This is a genomic window from Rhizomicrobium sp. (genome assembly GCF_056722145.1).
On sequence record NZ_JBWZET010000292.1, the window covers coordinates 1 to 14074 of the forward strand.

Consider the following 14074-nt stretch of genomic DNA (forward strand, 5'->3'; position numbering starts at 1 on the left):
CCTCATGGTGGCGCTGCTGCATGGTGCGGCGGTGTTCGTATTTCTTCATGCGCTGATCATCGAGCGTGAACCGGCCAAACGGTCGGCCGACGAACACGAAACCCAGATCACGCTGACCCGCGAGCCGCCCGCCCCGCCGCCGCGCAAACGCCGATTGCCGGCCGCCAGCGGATCGGGCGCGATCACGCCCGCGCCGTTCTTCAATCCGTATACGTTCCAGACGCCATCGGTGCTGTCGCAACAGGTTGATGGTATCGCGATGGCGCTGGCCACCTGCGATCCGGGACGCTACGATAAAGCCTCGCGGGAAGTGCGCAACCTCTGCGATCGCATTGGACTTGCGCTCAAGGACGATCCCGGCCATTTCGGCGTCGTATCGGATGTGTCCGATCCCCAACATTGGCAGCGAGAACTTGCCCGGCGCGAGGCACCGTACCTCGCGCCCTGCATGTCGCCGAACGGCGTCGATGTTCTTTATACCCTGTCGTGCCTCTACGAAAACGTCTTCATCGGCTACAAACCCGAACACCGCAGAGGCTATTCGCAGTAGCTACTTGTCCTTCACCGTGATCTTCACGCTCGGTGGCGGCACGGCGGGGACGGCGCGCCAGTCGCGGGCGCATTGCACGACATAGGGCAAGTACCCGCGCGGGCTTTCGCAGAAGTACCAGTTGGCGACTTGCGGTGGGCCGGATTGATTTTTACCCGGCGCAGTCACCGGCACCGGCACGAAACCCGCCGGGCACGCGGTCACATAGGGGAAGAACGCCTTCTTCTCCTCGCACCATTGCCAATCGGAGAAACTCATCGGCGCGGCGGTCCCGGGCGGCGGCGGCGAGATCGGAATGCGCGCCCACGGGTGGCTACAGTCCTTCACATAGGGATAGTAGCCGTCCGGCGCGTCACAGTAGTACCAGAAACCGACGACGCCCATCGGCATCTCGCCCGGCATCCCGGCCGGCGGGCTGTCGTCGTCATCATCGGACGTATCGGGGTAATACGGCGGATACGGATAATAGTAGGGCGGCCACGGATACGGCCACGTCATCGGCACCGGATAGGGATAGATCACCCCACCCCGGCCGTGACCGTCGTGATGACGGAAACCGCCGCGCTGCCCATGCCCCCCAGGCGGTCCGCCGTGCCCGGAGCGCGCCGCCAGCGAACGGTCGCCTGATTGTACCGAATTGTCGTCAGACGGCGTTGTCGTCTTGCCCGAAAACGCGAAGGCGGTTCCCGACACCAGCAACACGGCGGCAACTATGGCGAGACAGTTCCGCATGACCGAAATCCCTTCGATGGCCGTTGCAATTTTAACCTCCCCCACGGCACGCCCGCCACTGCCGCGCGATTACATCCGCGTTACATCGCGCCTCATTGCATTGCCGCCGGCGTGGCGCTTTGGTGCGCTCATGACTGACCGACCGCCCGAAGACTACCGCCAGCGCCAGCGCGCCAACCTGATCGTGCTGGCGGTCGTGGCCGTGCTGATCCTCGGCACCGTCGGGCTGATGGTGTCGCTGCATCACGGCATCAAACGCGAAAGCTGCTTCGCCGCCGGCCACCACACCTGCGCCCCGATTTCGGAAGAGCAACAGTAGGGTTCACGCGCAGAGGCGCGTGATACCGTCTTGGTCCGACCAGCGCGATTGCCCTATGGTGGGGATCGCAATCGAATCTCCTGGTACCATGAAAATCGCCACTTGGAATGTGAACTCGGTCAAGGCGCGGATCGATACGGTGACGGCGTGGCTGAAGGATGCCGCGCCCGATGTCGTCTGCCTGCAGGAGATCAAATGCGTCGACGAAGCGTTTCCGCGCGGCGTCTTCGAAGACCTCGGCTACAACTGCGCGATCCACGGCCAGAAGACCTACAACGGCGTCGCCATCCTGTCGAAGCGCCCGCTGGAGGACGTCAGCCGCGGCCTCCCCGGTGGTGATGGCCCAAATGGCCCCGACCTGCACGCCCGCTATGTGGAAGCGGTGGTCACCGGCCAGCGCGGCACTCTTCGCGTCGCATCGGTGTACGCCCCCAACGGCAATCCGCTCGGCTCGGACAAGTTCGAATTCAAGCAGAGCTGGATGCAGCGCCTGCGCACCCGAGCCGCGGAAATTCTGTCCTATGAAGAACCAGCGGCGCTGATGGGCGATTTCAACGTCATTCCGACCGACGACGATTGCCACGATCCCGCCGCGTGGCGCAACGATGCGCTGTTACAGCCGCAAAGCCAGGCGGCGCTGCGCACCATCGAGCATCTCGGCTGGCAGGATGCGTTCCGCGCCTGCGACAGCCGCCCGCACCGCTTCACCTTCTGGGATTATCAGGCCGGCTCGTGGCAGAAGGACCACGGCATCCGCATCGATTTCGTGCTACTGTCGCCCCAGGCCACCGATCGCCTCAAGACCTGCACCATCGACAAGCGGGTGCGCGGCTGGGACAAGCCGTCCGACCATGTGCCGGTGGTGGCGGAGATCGATATCTAAGCTATCCGCCTGATACATCACGCCATTCCCGGGCTGAATTGCCGTTCGGGCAATTTCGAGCTATCACAGCGGCCTCGGCGGGGGGCCGCATGATTGTCATTGAATTCCTGTTGTTCGTGTTTTCATCCGGATTGTTCTGTCGCAAGAAATTCCGGAGGAATCTTTGGGCGAAGTACCTCGCCGGCGGCATTGCGACCGTTTCCTCGTTCCTGTTCGTGATTCACGCCTTCGATCCCAGCGCGCTGAACTGGTTTCCCACCAAACCCGCCGCGGCGGCGAAGTCTGCGGTGACGACCTCGCCGCCGGCGTCGCATCCGGCGCAGCAGGTCTATCTGCCGGCCCCGGACCCGAAGACCGTCGAAATCGAACACTGGCACGCCGCCATGCTGGCCGATACGCAGGATGCCTATCTCGAATTCCTCGCCCAATTTCCGTTCAGTGAGTTCGCGCCCGCCGCCAAGGCCCGCATCAAGACTTTGTCCGCAAAGCCAGCAGCGAATGCGACGCATGCATCTTTGCCGCCTGCGAGCCCCTTACCGGCCGCCGGCAATCCATAGGATGCACTAACCAGCCGATTGACAACCTGAGGTGGCAGCAACACGCTTTGCTGCGAGATTCGGCGCGAGGAAGCCGATGCCGCCTCCAGATCCCTTTCAGCCGCCGTCGCCAGAACCCAAGCAAGCCGTCGTCCTGATCCATGGCATGGGCGAACAGGAACCGATGGGAACCATCCGCGATTTCGTCAAAGCGGTGTGGGAGACTGACCCTGATCTGCGTCAAAAGCCGCCGCCGCACGAGACCTGGATCAAGCCCGACATCAGGACCGGCCTGCAGGAACTGAAGCGGATAACGACCAGGACCGCCGACGGTCCCGGCAACGACCCGGCCGGTTATCGCACTGATTTCTTCGAGCTTTATTGGGCCGATCTCAACAAAGGTTCGACCCTCTCCGAAATCGAGAACTGGATTTGCGGCCTGCTGCTGCGCAATCCCGTCAAACTGCTGCCGAGAAGCCTGTGGCCGGCCTGGGTTTTGCTGCTGCTGATCTGCGCCCTCGTACTCTATCTCGCCCTGTTGCCGGTGCTGGGTTCGAGCTTTGCCATTCCCTTTGCCAAACTCTCCCCTCACCCGCTCAGCAACGATGCCGTCAAACGCATCAACGATATCCTCACCTATGTTTTCGGCGCCGCGGCTGGCGTGGCGAGCCGCTGGATGCTCGCCAATATCGGCTGTGTCGTGAAATACACCAGCGCCAAGCCGCAGAATATCGCCGCCCGTAATGCCATTCGCAAACGCGGCCTTGAGCTTCTCGAAGCCCTGCACGACGGCACATATGAGCGCATCATCATCGTCGGCCACAGTCTCGGAACGATCCTCGGGTACGACCTGTTGTCATTGTTCTGGGGATCGCACACCGGCGGCCGCAGCTTCACGTTCGACCGCGAGGAACTGGCGCCGCTCATCGCCGTTGAACACGCTGCCAAGGAATTGCGTACGGCAGGCGACGAGGCGGCTCTGACCAGAGCCCAAACCCATTTCGACAATGCCCGCCGCGTGCTGGCACGCACATTGCGGACGCGTTCGTTGCCGTCGCAAGCCCCGGATCGGGCGCGGCGCTGGCTGATCACCGATTTCATCACCCTCGGCAGCCCGCTTACCTACAGCGAGTTCCTGCTCTATCCCGACAAGGAGGAATTCGATCGCCGCGTCAAAACCCGCGAAGTCGCAATCGCTCCGCCGGTGGAAGAGAAACTCGACAATCCGGCGATCCGCCGATTGGCCGACCAATGCGACCTGCCGCATGTCGCGGGCCTGCCCTACATCGGCATGGAGTTTCCCTTCCCGATGAAGTCCGCCGACGGCTCGGATGCGAAATTCTGGCAACTGCACTTCGCGTCGCAGTTTGCCGTCGTGCGCTGGACCAACATCTACGCGCCGTCGCATTGGTTCTATCTCAAGGGTGACGTGATCTCCGGTCCGCTGGCAAAGCGCTACGGTCCCGGCGTGCGCGACATCAACCTCGACAAGTCCCGTCAAACCAGGTGGTTTGCGCATACCAAATACTGGGCGCTCGACAAAGACGGCAACGCCACGCCGGCCGTGCAGGCTCTGCGGCAAGCGCTCAACCTCGGCTGCCGGAACGGGATTTAGCCGCGCTTCTGCGCCACCAGATCGATCAGCGCCGACATGCCTTTGTGACGGTCGCCTTCGCTCAGATCGGCGTCGTATTCGGACAGGGAGAGGATTTCCATGTCGGCGAATTCGCCTTCGAGCAGCGCTCGCGTGTAGAGGTTTTCCACCTCCGACGGCCCGCCGGTGCCGTATTCGAGCTGCTTCGGGCGATAGCCTTCCAGCAGCAGCAGGCCGCCGGGCTTCAGAACGTGTTTGATGCTTGCGAACATGCGGGCGCGTTCCGCGGGGCCGGTAAACTGGACGAAGATCGCCGCGACGACATCAAATCGCGGCGCGCCCCAATCCCAATTCATCAGGTCGACGCATTCGGTCTTGAGCGGCACGCCGACCTCGCCGGCAAGTCGCTGCGCCTTTTCGAGCGCGACCGGAGAAAAGTCGGTCGCCAGAACGTCGAGCCCGAGGCGCGCCAGGAAAACGCCGTTGCGCCCTTCCCCATCGGCGATGGCGAGCGCGTTCATGCCCGCTTTCAGCCGGTCGCGTTGCGACGCCAGAAACGCGTTCGGCTCGGTCCCGAACAGGTACTCCGCGCCGGAAAAACGCTCGTTCCAGAATGCTCGCTGATCGTTCATGTGATGGCCACCCGCTGACACGGCAGGTTGACTAGCACGCGCGTGCGCGTCTCGCCACATTCCTCAATTGCGCCGCATTCGCCACCTAACCAGACAACATGACGTTCGCACGCGCAATCGCGCTGGTGATGGTTATCGTTGCGGCAGCTCCGGCTGATGCCGAAAGCCTGATTTATCGCGTCGATTCCGCAACTGCTGTCATCTCCGGCAAGCGCATGATCATCACCGCCAAGGGCGCCGTGCGCAGCGGCGGCTGGGAGAAACCGCGGCTCGCCGTCCATCAGCGTGATCGCGCCCGCGGCGATGTCGAAATCGATTTCGTCGCCACGCCGCCCGGCGACAGCGCCACCGTCGTCCAGGGCTTGATGCCGGTGACCGTCCGCCTGACGACGCGCCTGCCCCGCAGCAGTATCGCCGCGGTGCGCGTCAATGCCGAGACCAACGTGGTCACCGCGCAGATCATCCCGCAAACGGATCGGGCGCGAACGGCGCGGAAGTGATCAGGCGGCGTCGGCAACGACACGGTTGCGGCCAGTGTTCTTGGCGGAATAAAGCGCCTGATCGGCGCGGCGCAGCAGCGCTTCCGACGTGTCGGCCGGTCCCATCGATCCGGCGATGCCGATCGAGATGGTGATGGCGAGCTGGTTGGGTGCGCGGCTGATGCGCACCGGGTTGGTCTCGATCGATTTGCGCAGCCGCTCGGCGATCGCATAGGCGAAGGCGACTTCGGTGTCGGGCATCACCACGACGAATTCTTCGCCGCCGTACCGGCAGGCGAGATCGCAGCCGCGGATGTTGGCGGTGATGCGGCGGGAAAATTCGCGCAGCACTTCGTCGCCGATGTCGTGGCCGTGAGTGTCGTTGACCGACTTGAAGAAGTCGATGTCCATGATGACGAACGACAGCTGCTTGCCGGTGCGATGCGCCTGTCCCACCAGATTATCCAGATGGCGCGTCATGAAGCGGCGATTGTGCAGGCCGGTGAGCCCGTCGGTGATCGCCATTTCGAGCGAAAGCTGCACGTTGTGGCGAAGCCGGTCGGCGTAGCGTTTCTTGCGCAGCTGGGTGCGCACCCGCGCCACCAGTTCGTTGGTATCGACGGGCCGCGTCAGGTAATCGTTGACGCCCATTTCCAGCGCCTGATGCAGCTTGCGCTTATCGCCGTCGGCGACCACCACCAGGATCGGCACATGCCGCCCCTCGGGCAGCGAACGCAGCTGCGAGCACAGCCTGAGGCCGTCGAAGCCGCGCATGCCGAGCGACACGATGATAAGGTCGAAATCGCCGCCGCGCACGCGCACCAGCGCCTCTTCGAAGGTGTCGACGCAGGCGACGTCGTTTTCCTTGCGCAGGGCATTGCCGAACCAGGCCGATGAGTCCGGCCGATCCTCGATCATCAGCACGCGCCCGGCGACGCCGGTTTCGCTGAACGAGGTCGAGGGATCGATCAGCCCCATCGACTGGCCGGTGGTTTCGCGCATGCGAAGCTCATCGGTCATCATCTTGAGGCGAACCAGCGAGCGCACGCGGGCGAACAGGGCGGCGTCGTCGACCGGCTTGGTGAGGAAATCGTCAGCACCGGCCTCGAGCCCGGTCACGCGATCCGACGGCTGGTCGAGCGCCGTGACCATCACCACGGGAATGTGGGCCGTGCGCGGATTGGATTTGATGCGGCGGCAGACTTCGAAACCGTCCATGCCGGGCATCATGACATCGAGCAGGATGATATCCGGATCGCACGCTTCCATCTTGCCGAGCGCCTCGGCGCCCGAATACGCCGTGACCACTTCGAAGTATTCGGCCGTCAGCCGGGCTTCGAGCAGCTTGACGTTGGCAAGTATGTCGTCAACGACCAGGACACGGGCCGTCATGGATCACCCGATGAAGCGGCGAACCGTATCCAGGAAACTGGTGACGGAGATCGGCTTCGAAATATAAGCTTCGCAACCACCCTGACGGATGACTTCCTCGTCGCCTTTCATGGCGAACGCGGTCACGGCGACGACGGGGATCGCCTTCAACGTGTCGTCTTCCTTGAGCCACTTGGTGACTTCCAGGCCCGATACTTCCGGCAGCTGGATGTCCATCAGGATCAAGTCGGGGCGGTGTTCGCGCGCGATGTCGAGCGCTTCCATGCCGTCCTTGGTCTGCAGGATGTTGTAACCGTGCGCATCGAGCAGGTCGTGGAAGAGCTTCATGTTCAGTTCGTTGTCCTCGACAATGAGAACGGTCTTGGCTTTCGCATCCATGAGAACTCTCCGGTCCACCCCTCGAAGCCTGCCGCACACCACCTGGTTGCGCGTACAGGACCCGACTCGATCGCAATCACGTTGCGTAGTATTAGTTGCCGAGTATTAACGCTCCCTTGACAATGACCGCCTGGAGCGGCCTTTTCGGCCGCAGTGGGCGCAATTGTGAGGACGGACGAGACATTGATACGGGACAAACTTACCCGGGAGCAGGCCGAAACCACGGCTTTGAACGGGCTGGCTTTCCTGGCGGCACAGCCGGAAGAGATCGAACGATTCTTGCGCAATTCCGGACTGGATGCCGCGGAACTTCGCCGGCGCGCCGCCGATCCCGACGTGCTGCGCGCGGTCCTGGAGTACATTCTCGCCGGCGACGCTACCACCACCGGCTTCTGCGCCGAGCAGGGGCTGCAGGCGCGCGACCTGCACGCCGCCAATCATGTGTTAAGTGCCGCCCGTGAAGTGTGACCTCACCTCTGCCATTGCCGCCATCACGCCCGGTCGCCCGCTGATCGTCACCGACGCCGACGGCGTGTTGCTGCAGTTCACCGGCTGCTTCGAGCGCTGGCTTGAGCGCCGCGGCCTGTTTCTCAACCTCACCCGCTACCGCTACGAAGGCGCGATCCGCCGGCGCGACGACCAATCGCGGCTGCTCGACGTCGAATGCTGGGCCTTGCTCGAGGAATACCGCGCCGAGCTCGACGATCTCGAAGCGGTCGACGGTGCGTGCGAGGCCTTGGCGGAATTGTCCAAAATCGCGAGCGTGGTCGTGCTGTCCAATGTCACCGCGTCTCAAGCCACGGCGCGCTTGCGCAATTTCGCCCGCCTCGGGCTTCCCTATCCGCTGATCGCCAACGATTGCGGCGGCGGCTATCTTGCCGACAAGGGAGCTGCGATGCGCGCCCTCGCCGCCCATGCCCGCGCCAAGGCGTTTTTCATCGACGACATCCCCTCCAACCTCGCCGACGTCGCCAAGGCGGCGCCCGACGTGACGCTGGTGCATGTCGTCGAAAGCGAGCCGCTGCGCCGGATGCTCGGCAACGGCTTCCACGCCCACTGCTATGCCAGGGATTGGACCGATGTGAAGCGGTTCATCCTGGAGGCGCTGGCCTGACATTTCTCCGCCCACGGGCGGCCGGCAGTCACGGCGCACCGCAACGGGAATTCCCCTCGCTGAATTTACGTTCGTAGCCGGAGACGTGATCGGCGGCTGTCGGGCGCTGGTGGTATATTGCGCGCATCGGCGGAGTGGTCAGGCGACGAAGGTCCGAAACCGCCGCGCGATGGAAGTTGGAGGCCGCATGCTGGGAACGTGCGGCCTCCAATTTTTTAGCCGATCCAGGTGATCGCGGCCGGCTTGCGCGGCACCGGCGGCGGGAAGGCGGTGGTGTGGCCGACGATGATGGCGGCGACCGGCGCGCAGCCCGGCGGCAGTTCAAGCGCCGCTTTTCCGTCCGGCGACGAGATGAAGGCTTGCGCCAGACCGATCCAGTTGGTGCCAAGCCCGGCGTCGCGTGCGGCCAGCATTAGGTTCTGCGCCGCCAGCGAACAGTTCACCGCCGCCCACGGGCCGTTCGAGGCGCTGGCGATGACGATCAGCGCGGGCGCGTTGTAAAGAATGTCGTAGGCCGGATTTTTCAGCCGCTCGATCCGGTCGCTCGGCGCCCCGCTGGCCTCCAGGGCCGCGATGGTAGCCGCCTTGCCTTCGCGGGAGACCCGCGCCAGCAACGCCTTGTCGCGGACGACGGTGAACAGCCACGGCTGCTCGTTCATTGCGCTCGGCGCCTGGATCGCGGTGTCGATCAGATGCCGCAGAATGTCTTCGCTGACGGGCTCATCGGTATACTGGCGCACGGCACGCCGCGCGCGGATGGCAGCATTGAGTTCCATGATGTCCTCTGAAAGCTCAAAAATGAAAGCAGTCCCGAGGTTAACACCCGCACGCGCGCCGCGACGTGCGCCGCATTGGCCACTGCGACAATTTCCGACTTCTGCGAAGTGTGACAGGCCTTAACCAATTCAACCCCGCGATTGCCTCGCGCGCCAAACAACGCGGCGATTATTGCCTCCGGCCTTGACTGTTCCGCTTTTGTTCCTTACATTGCGCGCCGGTGTTTGAAATGGTGATGACCGACAACGCAGGGCGCAAGCACGCGCTCGGCGGACGCTATGACGGAGCCTATTTGAGGATATAGGCCGTCGTCGCGAACGGTGAGATCAGCGGCGCGAGCAAGGTCATCAGCGACCAATAGGCGGTGCGCTGCACCCGCACGACATCGCCGGGATTGATCCGCGTGGTGTCGTCGGCGCGCAATTCGTGTTCGGCGGTTTCGCCCTGGTGCCGCACCCAAATGCTCGACGTGACCGCGCGATCGGTATAGCCGCCCGCCAGCGCGATCGCATTCGGCGCCGTCATGGCGTTGACATAGGCGTACTCGCCCGGCTTGGCGACTTCGCCGATGATGTAGAACGGACGGTAGGTGACGATCTCGATCGAAATTTTTGGACTGAGAAGGAAGCCGCCGCCGACAAAAGCGCTGCCGATGCGCTCTTCGAGCGCAAACGTCGTCAGGCCGGCCGCCTGCACCTGCCCCACCAGCGGCAGCCGCACGAAGCCCTGCCCGTCGATGGCAAAGTCGCCCGACAAATCGCCTTCGTTGAAGACCGTGACGCGCACCTTGTCGCCCGGCCCGAGGCGGTAGTCGTTCGCCGACCTCAGCCCCGCAACCGTGATGCGTTCCGGGGCGCGCGGTTCCGGCGAGACGGCCTGCGATGCCGGCGGGCTCGGCGCGACGTTGACGCGGGCCGTCGGCGCGGCCGACGGAATTTCCTCGGACGGCGGCGGCGGGGTCATGGTGGAGTAGCGCGGCATGCCTTCTGACGGCCGCAACGGAGCGGCGTCCGATGGCGACGGGCCGGCATGGGCATCCGCCAGCGACACCGGCGTGACGACCCGGGTGTCGCGCGCTTGCGCGTCGGCCGCAATCGCGCCGATGCAGTACGCCACCAGCGCCGCCAAACCGATCAAAAACGATTTCCAGCCCATGGGCTGAAATCTAGCCGTTCACCACTTTACGGATTGTTAAGCGGCGGACGTTTCCGCCCGCCGCTCCGACGTTTATTGCGCCAACCAATAGGACATCGGCGGATTGGGCCGCGCCACGAAGCATTGCCGGTCGAGGCGATAGAACTTGATCACCGACAACGCCATTTCGGCCGCGGCCTTGTCGCCACCGAAATCGAGCATGTATTGCGGCCCGTCGACGATCTTCCACGAACCGCCGATGTTCGCCAGCGTCGTCGACATCGGATTATTCCCGATGCAATCCTGGCCCGGCATATTGTTCTTCGGCACCGAACCGCCGGCTTTCCAATACATCATGGCGGCATGCGGTCGCCGGACGAAGCATTGCTGGCTGAGACCATAGGACTTGATCAGCTGCACGGCTCTGAAGGCGCCGGCTTGGTCGCTGCCGAAGTTGAGCAGAATGATCGACCCCGACATCACTTTCCAACCACCGAAGCCGTTGGCGGTGACGATACCGGTATTGAATCCGATGCAGTCCTCGGCGCCCAGCAGGATCGGATGCGGCAGGATCGGCTGCAGCGGCTGCGGGAAGGATGGCTGTACCGGTTGCGGCGGAATCGGCAACGGATGCGGCGCCGGCATCATCGGCGGCCACTTCGGCTGCAGCGGCAGCGGAATCGACGGCAGCTGCGGCATCGGGATCAGCGGCGGCAGGTACATCACGCGATGGAAATTGCCGCGGTACTCATAATCGCTGCGCCCGGAACCGTCGGTGAATTCGGTCAGCGCCTGGATCTTCATGCCGCCCGGACCGGGCCGCAGGATCACCAGTGTCCGCGCAAATCCGGGATTGAACGACGCCGTAACGATGTTGACGTCATGCTGGTTGAAGGTGTCGACGTATGGATGGCCCGGCACCACGCCCCAGTCGCAATCCGTCGGATAACATTGCGCCCAGACATGCACCATCACGCCGCCGGGGCCGCCCGGCATCACGACGACGCGCGTGATATCCGGCGTACTGCTGTCACTATTGACCCAGTTTCCAAGAAATTCGGGAATGCCGGCGCGTGCCGCTCCCGAGAACAATCCAAATAGCATAGCGGCCGCGAGCGCGCCGCGTTTGAAGTTGAGCGACATGTCGGATCACTCCCCAATAGCCCGGCACCCCCCTACCTGGCGCCGCAGCGGACTCGATCATAGCGCTCGCGCGATACGGGTGCGAGCCTGCCCGACATGGCGAATGTGTAATTTCCGTATTTCCGTACTTGTAAGGAGTGCTTCTCAAACTCGACTGAAAAATCAGGGTGCGAGGCTGCCGGTAAACGTCGTTACGCTCTGCGCCGGCACAACCCCGTTGAAGCCGCTCGCAACAACACCGGTCACCGCCACTGGCTCCAGGTTCATGGTCGGCGACGTCACATACGATTTGACGCCGGCAATGGAATTCTTTGGAAAGGTGAAATGAACCGCCACCGCTTGCATGAACGGATTGATGGCAACAACGGTGAAGGTTTTGCCGTCGGCACTGACGAATGCGACGGTGTTATCGCCCGGGCCGTTTACGGCTATACGCTTGTCGCCGGCGTGCACGAACCGGCTGAAATTGGCGATAGCCCAGTACCGCTTGGGCACCACCAACGCGCCATGCGCTGCACCATCCGACGGCGAAAGCACCCCCATGCTGCCGATCTGTGTGGTGAAACCCGGCGGAATGGTCTTGAAGATCGCGAAGCAATAAATCCACGCGGATGCATTGGCGTCGACAATGTCCTTGCGGATGTAGCGCGCGATTTTCAGTGCCGCAACGATGCTTGGATCATCGTCCTGATACGGCTGCATCAGGCTCATTTCGGTCATCCAGACCGGCTTGCCCGTTTGCCGGGATGCGTCCGCCATGATTTTCCGCCCGGGATCGTTCTCCGGCAGATAGGAATGTGAAGCCAGGATCGAGATCAGCTTGGCGGTATTGGCATCGTCAAGCGATGGTTTTAGGTGCTCCCAAGCGCCAGTCCAATTGGTGCCTTCGGAGGCGATGATTTTGGTGGTGAGATTACGCGCCTGAAGCGCCGCTGCCAGATACGGCAAGAAATCATGCATCTGCTGCGGCAGCCACAGACAATACGCCCATTTGGCCTTCACCCCGGGCTCGTTCTGCAGGCTGATATAGGAAATCTCGTGACCGATTCCCTTCCAATAGACGAGGTAATCGGCGAGATATGCAGCGTACTGACCATAGTCGTCGGGATTGATGTAAAAGCCTTGCGGCTGCAGGTCGGTTCGCCATATGCGCCAGGCCGGCGGCGGCGTAAACGGCACGGCATAGAGTGTAGGATTGGCGCGGGCGAATACCGGCGCCAGTGCGGCGCGCTGCTGCTTGATGCCGTCGTCATCGGCCCAATCGTAATGGCCGCCTCCGACCGGCTTCGCCAGCGGTGTGACTGTCAGCCGAACAATACCGAGGGTCGGCGGCATGGCGCGCATGTTGCGCTGGCCGAACAGCAGATCGTAGGCGCGATTGCGATCGTCGGCGGACGAAATCGTTGCAAACAGATCGTTGGCGATCAGGTTGAATCCCGCGCCGAAGCCTTCCATCACCTGGAAACTTCGCGACGGCAAGATTTGAAATTCGACAGGCTCCGCTTGAACTCCGGAAATCGCCACAAGTACCGCCGCGATGATCCCCGCAAACGTGAAATGCCGCATATCCATCCCCCGATCTGCCCCACGCAATGGTAGCGCCAGTCATGGCAGAGAAAACCAGCACCGAGTTCACATGACAGCAGTTTCACCGCGCGTTCATGCGTTCTAGCCACACGCCGCCACCCCATCGGGGGCCGAAACCTGCCGCACCACAACTTCAATCTCCATCGCCTTGAATCGCCACTCGGTCGTTTGCGGTACCAACTCGACGGCCGATTGCGTGACAGCGATTTCGACCGTGATCGCGGCCCCAAGCCGGCAAACGACGCGTTTCATACCAAATAGCGATTTGTCCGCCCCGTCTTTGAAGTCCGTCGCCGCGAAGGTGTAGGCCTGATAACCGTGCCAGTTGCCTGGCGGATCGAGCAGATTGGGCGAATCGTCGGCGGCATCGGCGCGCTGTACGACCAGCACGAGGTCGGCGATTGTGCCGTGAACGGTCGGCACGGCATCGAGATGCAGCTTGTAAGTGGCCCCGTCTTTCGCCTTGACCAGCGTAGCCGCCTGGGCCGGATAATTCAGTGTCGCCACATCAGGGTTCTGGGCTGGATGCCTGACATGCTTCGGCGGCGCGGCAAACGCGGGAAACAGCAGCAAAACGCCGATCAAAACCGCAGCCCGCATGACGCCGCGCCCCCGGTATGAAGGACATACCTTAGCACGGATTCCGCCACGATGGCGGATTGTCGGCTATTCGCAGACCGGCCTGCCGCGGACGATCCGCCCGCTCTTCAACGCAACCTCGATCGTCAAGGTCCTGAATTGCAGCGTGGCCGGGTCTTTGCTCGGCACTACGACGGCGTTCTTTACCGTAATCGTGGTCTCCAGACCGGTGGCGTCGCGGCAGA

17 protein-coding genes are annotated in these 14074 nt (G+C 62.9%); 8 read left to right on the forward strand and 9 right to left on the reverse strand.

Features of this window, described 5'->3' with window-relative positions:
• The coding region (locus tag AC1P6P_RS15035) for a hypothetical protein (protein ID WP_481403254.1) at positions 1-550 on the forward strand (550 nt) is incomplete at its 5' end.
• On the opposite strand, the gene AC1P6P_RS15040 is transcribed toward AC1P6P_RS15035, so the two are convergent.
• A complete protein-coding gene (locus tag AC1P6P_RS15040; protein ID WP_481403255.1) occupies positions 551-1282 on the reverse strand; it encodes a hypothetical protein in 732 nt (243 codons plus the stop codon).
• A gap of 130 nt (positions 1283-1412) precedes the next feature.
• On the opposite strand from AC1P6P_RS15040, the gene AC1P6P_RS15045 reads away from it, so the two are divergent.
• From AC1P6P_RS15045 to AC1P6P_RS15060, 4 genes are all read left to right on the forward strand, one after another.
• Positions 1413-1601 (forward strand): hypothetical protein, encoded by a 189-nt coding sequence (locus AC1P6P_RS15045; RefSeq protein WP_481403256.1) that lies wholly within the window; start codon positions 1413-1415, stop codon positions 1599-1601.
• 88 nt (positions 1602-1689) lie between these two features.
• Entirely contained in the window at positions 1690-2484 is a 795-nt protein-coding gene (gene xth / locus AC1P6P_RS15050; protein WP_481403257.1) for an exodeoxyribonuclease III, read from the forward strand.
• 89 nt (positions 2485-2573) lie between these two features.
• The gene (locus AC1P6P_RS15055; protein WP_481403258.1) at positions 2574-3041 is read left to right on the forward strand and encodes a hypothetical protein; all 468 of its coding nucleotides are present in this window, start codon (positions 2574-2576) and stop codon (positions 3039-3041) included.
• 76 nt (positions 3042-3117) lie between these two features.
• Complete coding sequence (locus AC1P6P_RS15060; RefSeq protein ID WP_481403259.1) at positions 3118-4635, forward strand: hypothetical protein; 1518 nt, start codon at positions 3118-3120, stop codon at positions 4633-4635.
• On the opposite strand, the gene AC1P6P_RS15065 is transcribed toward AC1P6P_RS15060, so the two are convergent.
• Positions 4632-5246, reverse strand: coding sequence for a class I SAM-dependent methyltransferase (locus tag AC1P6P_RS15065; RefSeq protein WP_481403260.1), 615 nt, complete (start codon positions 5244-5246; stop codon positions 4632-4634). The genes AC1P6P_RS15060 and AC1P6P_RS15065 overlap by 4 nt on opposite strands.
• Before the next feature lie 98 nt (positions 5247-5344).
• On the opposite strand from AC1P6P_RS15065, the gene AC1P6P_RS15070 reads away from it, so the two are divergent.
• Entirely contained in the window at positions 5345-5746 is a 402-nt protein-coding gene (locus tag AC1P6P_RS15070; RefSeq protein ID WP_481403261.1) for a hypothetical protein, read from the forward strand.
• Here AC1P6P_RS15070 and AC1P6P_RS15075 read toward each other — a convergent pair whose 3' ends face one another.
• The gene (locus tag AC1P6P_RS15075; protein WP_481403262.1) at positions 5747-7117 is read right to left on the reverse strand and encodes a PleD family two-component system response regulator; all 1371 of its coding nucleotides are present in this window, start codon (positions 7115-7117) and stop codon (positions 5747-5749) included.
• A 3-nt stretch (positions 7118-7120) separates the two neighbouring features.
• Positions 7121-7495: a response regulator gene (locus AC1P6P_RS15080; protein WP_481403263.1), complete on the reverse strand. Its 375-nt coding sequence runs from the start codon at positions 7493-7495 to the stop codon at positions 7121-7123.
• A 165-nt stretch (positions 7496-7660) separates the two neighbouring features.
• Here AC1P6P_RS15080 and AC1P6P_RS15085 point away from each other — a divergent pair, with 165 nt between their 5' ends.
• Positions 7661-7963: a DUF3572 family protein gene (locus AC1P6P_RS15085; protein ID WP_481403264.1), complete on the forward strand. Its 303-nt coding sequence runs from the start codon at positions 7661-7663 to the stop codon at positions 7961-7963.
• Positions 7953-8609 (forward strand): HAD family hydrolase, encoded by a 657-nt coding sequence (locus AC1P6P_RS15090; RefSeq protein WP_481403265.1) that lies wholly within the window; start codon positions 7953-7955, stop codon positions 8607-8609. The genes AC1P6P_RS15085 and AC1P6P_RS15090 overlap by 11 nt, the downstream gene beginning before the upstream one ends.
• Positions 8610-8824: 215 nt before the next feature.
• Here AC1P6P_RS15090 and AC1P6P_RS15095 read toward each other — a convergent pair whose 3' ends face one another.
• The 5 genes from AC1P6P_RS15095 to AC1P6P_RS15115 all read right to left on the reverse strand — a co-directional run bounded on the left by AC1P6P_RS15095 (position 8825) and on the right by AC1P6P_RS15115 (position 13850).
• Positions 8825-9385, reverse strand: coding sequence for a nitroreductase family protein (locus AC1P6P_RS15095; RefSeq protein WP_481403266.1), 561 nt, complete (start codon positions 9383-9385; stop codon positions 8825-8827).
• 289 nt (positions 9386-9674) lie between these two features.
• On the reverse strand, positions 9675-10541 hold the full coding sequence (locus AC1P6P_RS15100; protein ID WP_481403267.1) for a polysaccharide biosynthesis/export family protein: 867 nt from the start codon (positions 10539-10541) through the stop codon (positions 9675-9677).
• A 72-nt stretch (positions 10542-10613) separates the two neighbouring features.
• Positions 10614-11663: a hypothetical protein gene (locus AC1P6P_RS15105; RefSeq protein ID WP_481403268.1), complete on the reverse strand. Its 1050-nt coding sequence runs from the start codon at positions 11661-11663 to the stop codon at positions 10614-10616.
• Positions 11664-11825: 162 nt separating this feature from the next.
• Positions 11826-13142 (reverse strand): glycoside hydrolase, encoded by a 1317-nt coding sequence (locus tag AC1P6P_RS15110; protein WP_481403269.1) that lies wholly within the window; start codon positions 13140-13142, stop codon positions 11826-11828.
• A gap of 189 nt (positions 13143-13331) precedes the next feature.
• Positions 13332-13850 carry a hypothetical protein gene (locus AC1P6P_RS15115; protein WP_481403270.1) on the reverse strand — a complete coding sequence of 173 codons (519 nt, stop codon included), beginning with the start codon at positions 13848-13850 and terminating at the stop codon, positions 13332-13334.
• Positions 13851-14074 lie beyond the last annotated feature (224 nt).

Bases quoted from the DNA above. Each gene is read 5' to 3' on its own strand.
- AC1P6P_RS15045 (WP_481403256.1), top strand. From the start codon at position 1,413: ATGACTGACCGACCGCCCGAAGACTACCGCCAGCGCCAGCGCGCCAAC.
- AC1P6P_RS15115 (WP_481403270.1), bottom strand. From the start codon at position 13,850: ATGCGGGCTGCGGTTTTGATCGGCGTTTTGCTGCTGTTTCCCGCGTTT.
- AC1P6P_RS15070 (WP_481403261.1), top strand. From the start codon at position 5,345: ATGACGTTCGCACGCGCAATCGCGCTGGTGATGGTTATCGTTGCGGCA.
- AC1P6P_RS15075 (WP_481403262.1), bottom strand. From the start codon at position 7,117: ATGACGGCCCGTGTCCTGGTCGTTGACGACATACTTGCCAACGTCAAG.
- xth (WP_481403257.1), top strand. From the start codon at position 1,690: ATGAAAATCGCCACTTGGAATGTGAACTCGGTCAAGGCGCGGATCGAT.
- AC1P6P_RS15065 (WP_481403260.1), bottom strand. From the start codon at position 5,246: ATGAACGATCAGCGAGCATTCTGGAACGAGCGTTTTTCCGGCGCGGAG.
- AC1P6P_RS15055 (WP_481403258.1), top strand. From the start codon at position 2,574: ATGATTGTCATTGAATTCCTGTTGTTCGTGTTTTCATCCGGATTGTTC.
- AC1P6P_RS15105 (WP_481403268.1), bottom strand. From the start codon at position 11,663: ATGTCGCTCAACTTCAAACGCGGCGCGCTCGCGGCCGCTATGCTATTT.
- AC1P6P_RS15060 (WP_481403259.1), top strand. From the start codon at position 3,118: ATGCCGCCTCCAGATCCCTTTCAGCCGCCGTCGCCAGAACCCAAGCAA.
- AC1P6P_RS15095 (WP_481403266.1), bottom strand. From the start codon at position 9,385: ATGGAACTCAATGCTGCCATCCGCGCGCGGCGTGCCGTGCGCCAGTAT.
- AC1P6P_RS15080 (WP_481403263.1), bottom strand. From the start codon at position 7,495: ATGGATGCGAAAGCCAAGACCGTTCTCATTGTCGAGGACAACGAACTG.
- AC1P6P_RS15100 (WP_481403267.1), bottom strand. From the start codon at position 10,541: ATGGGCTGGAAATCGTTTTTGATCGGTTTGGCGGCGCTGGTGGCGTAC.
- AC1P6P_RS15040 (WP_481403255.1), bottom strand. From the start codon at position 1,282: ATGCGGAACTGTCTCGCCATAGTTGCCGCCGTGTTGCTGGTGTCGGGA.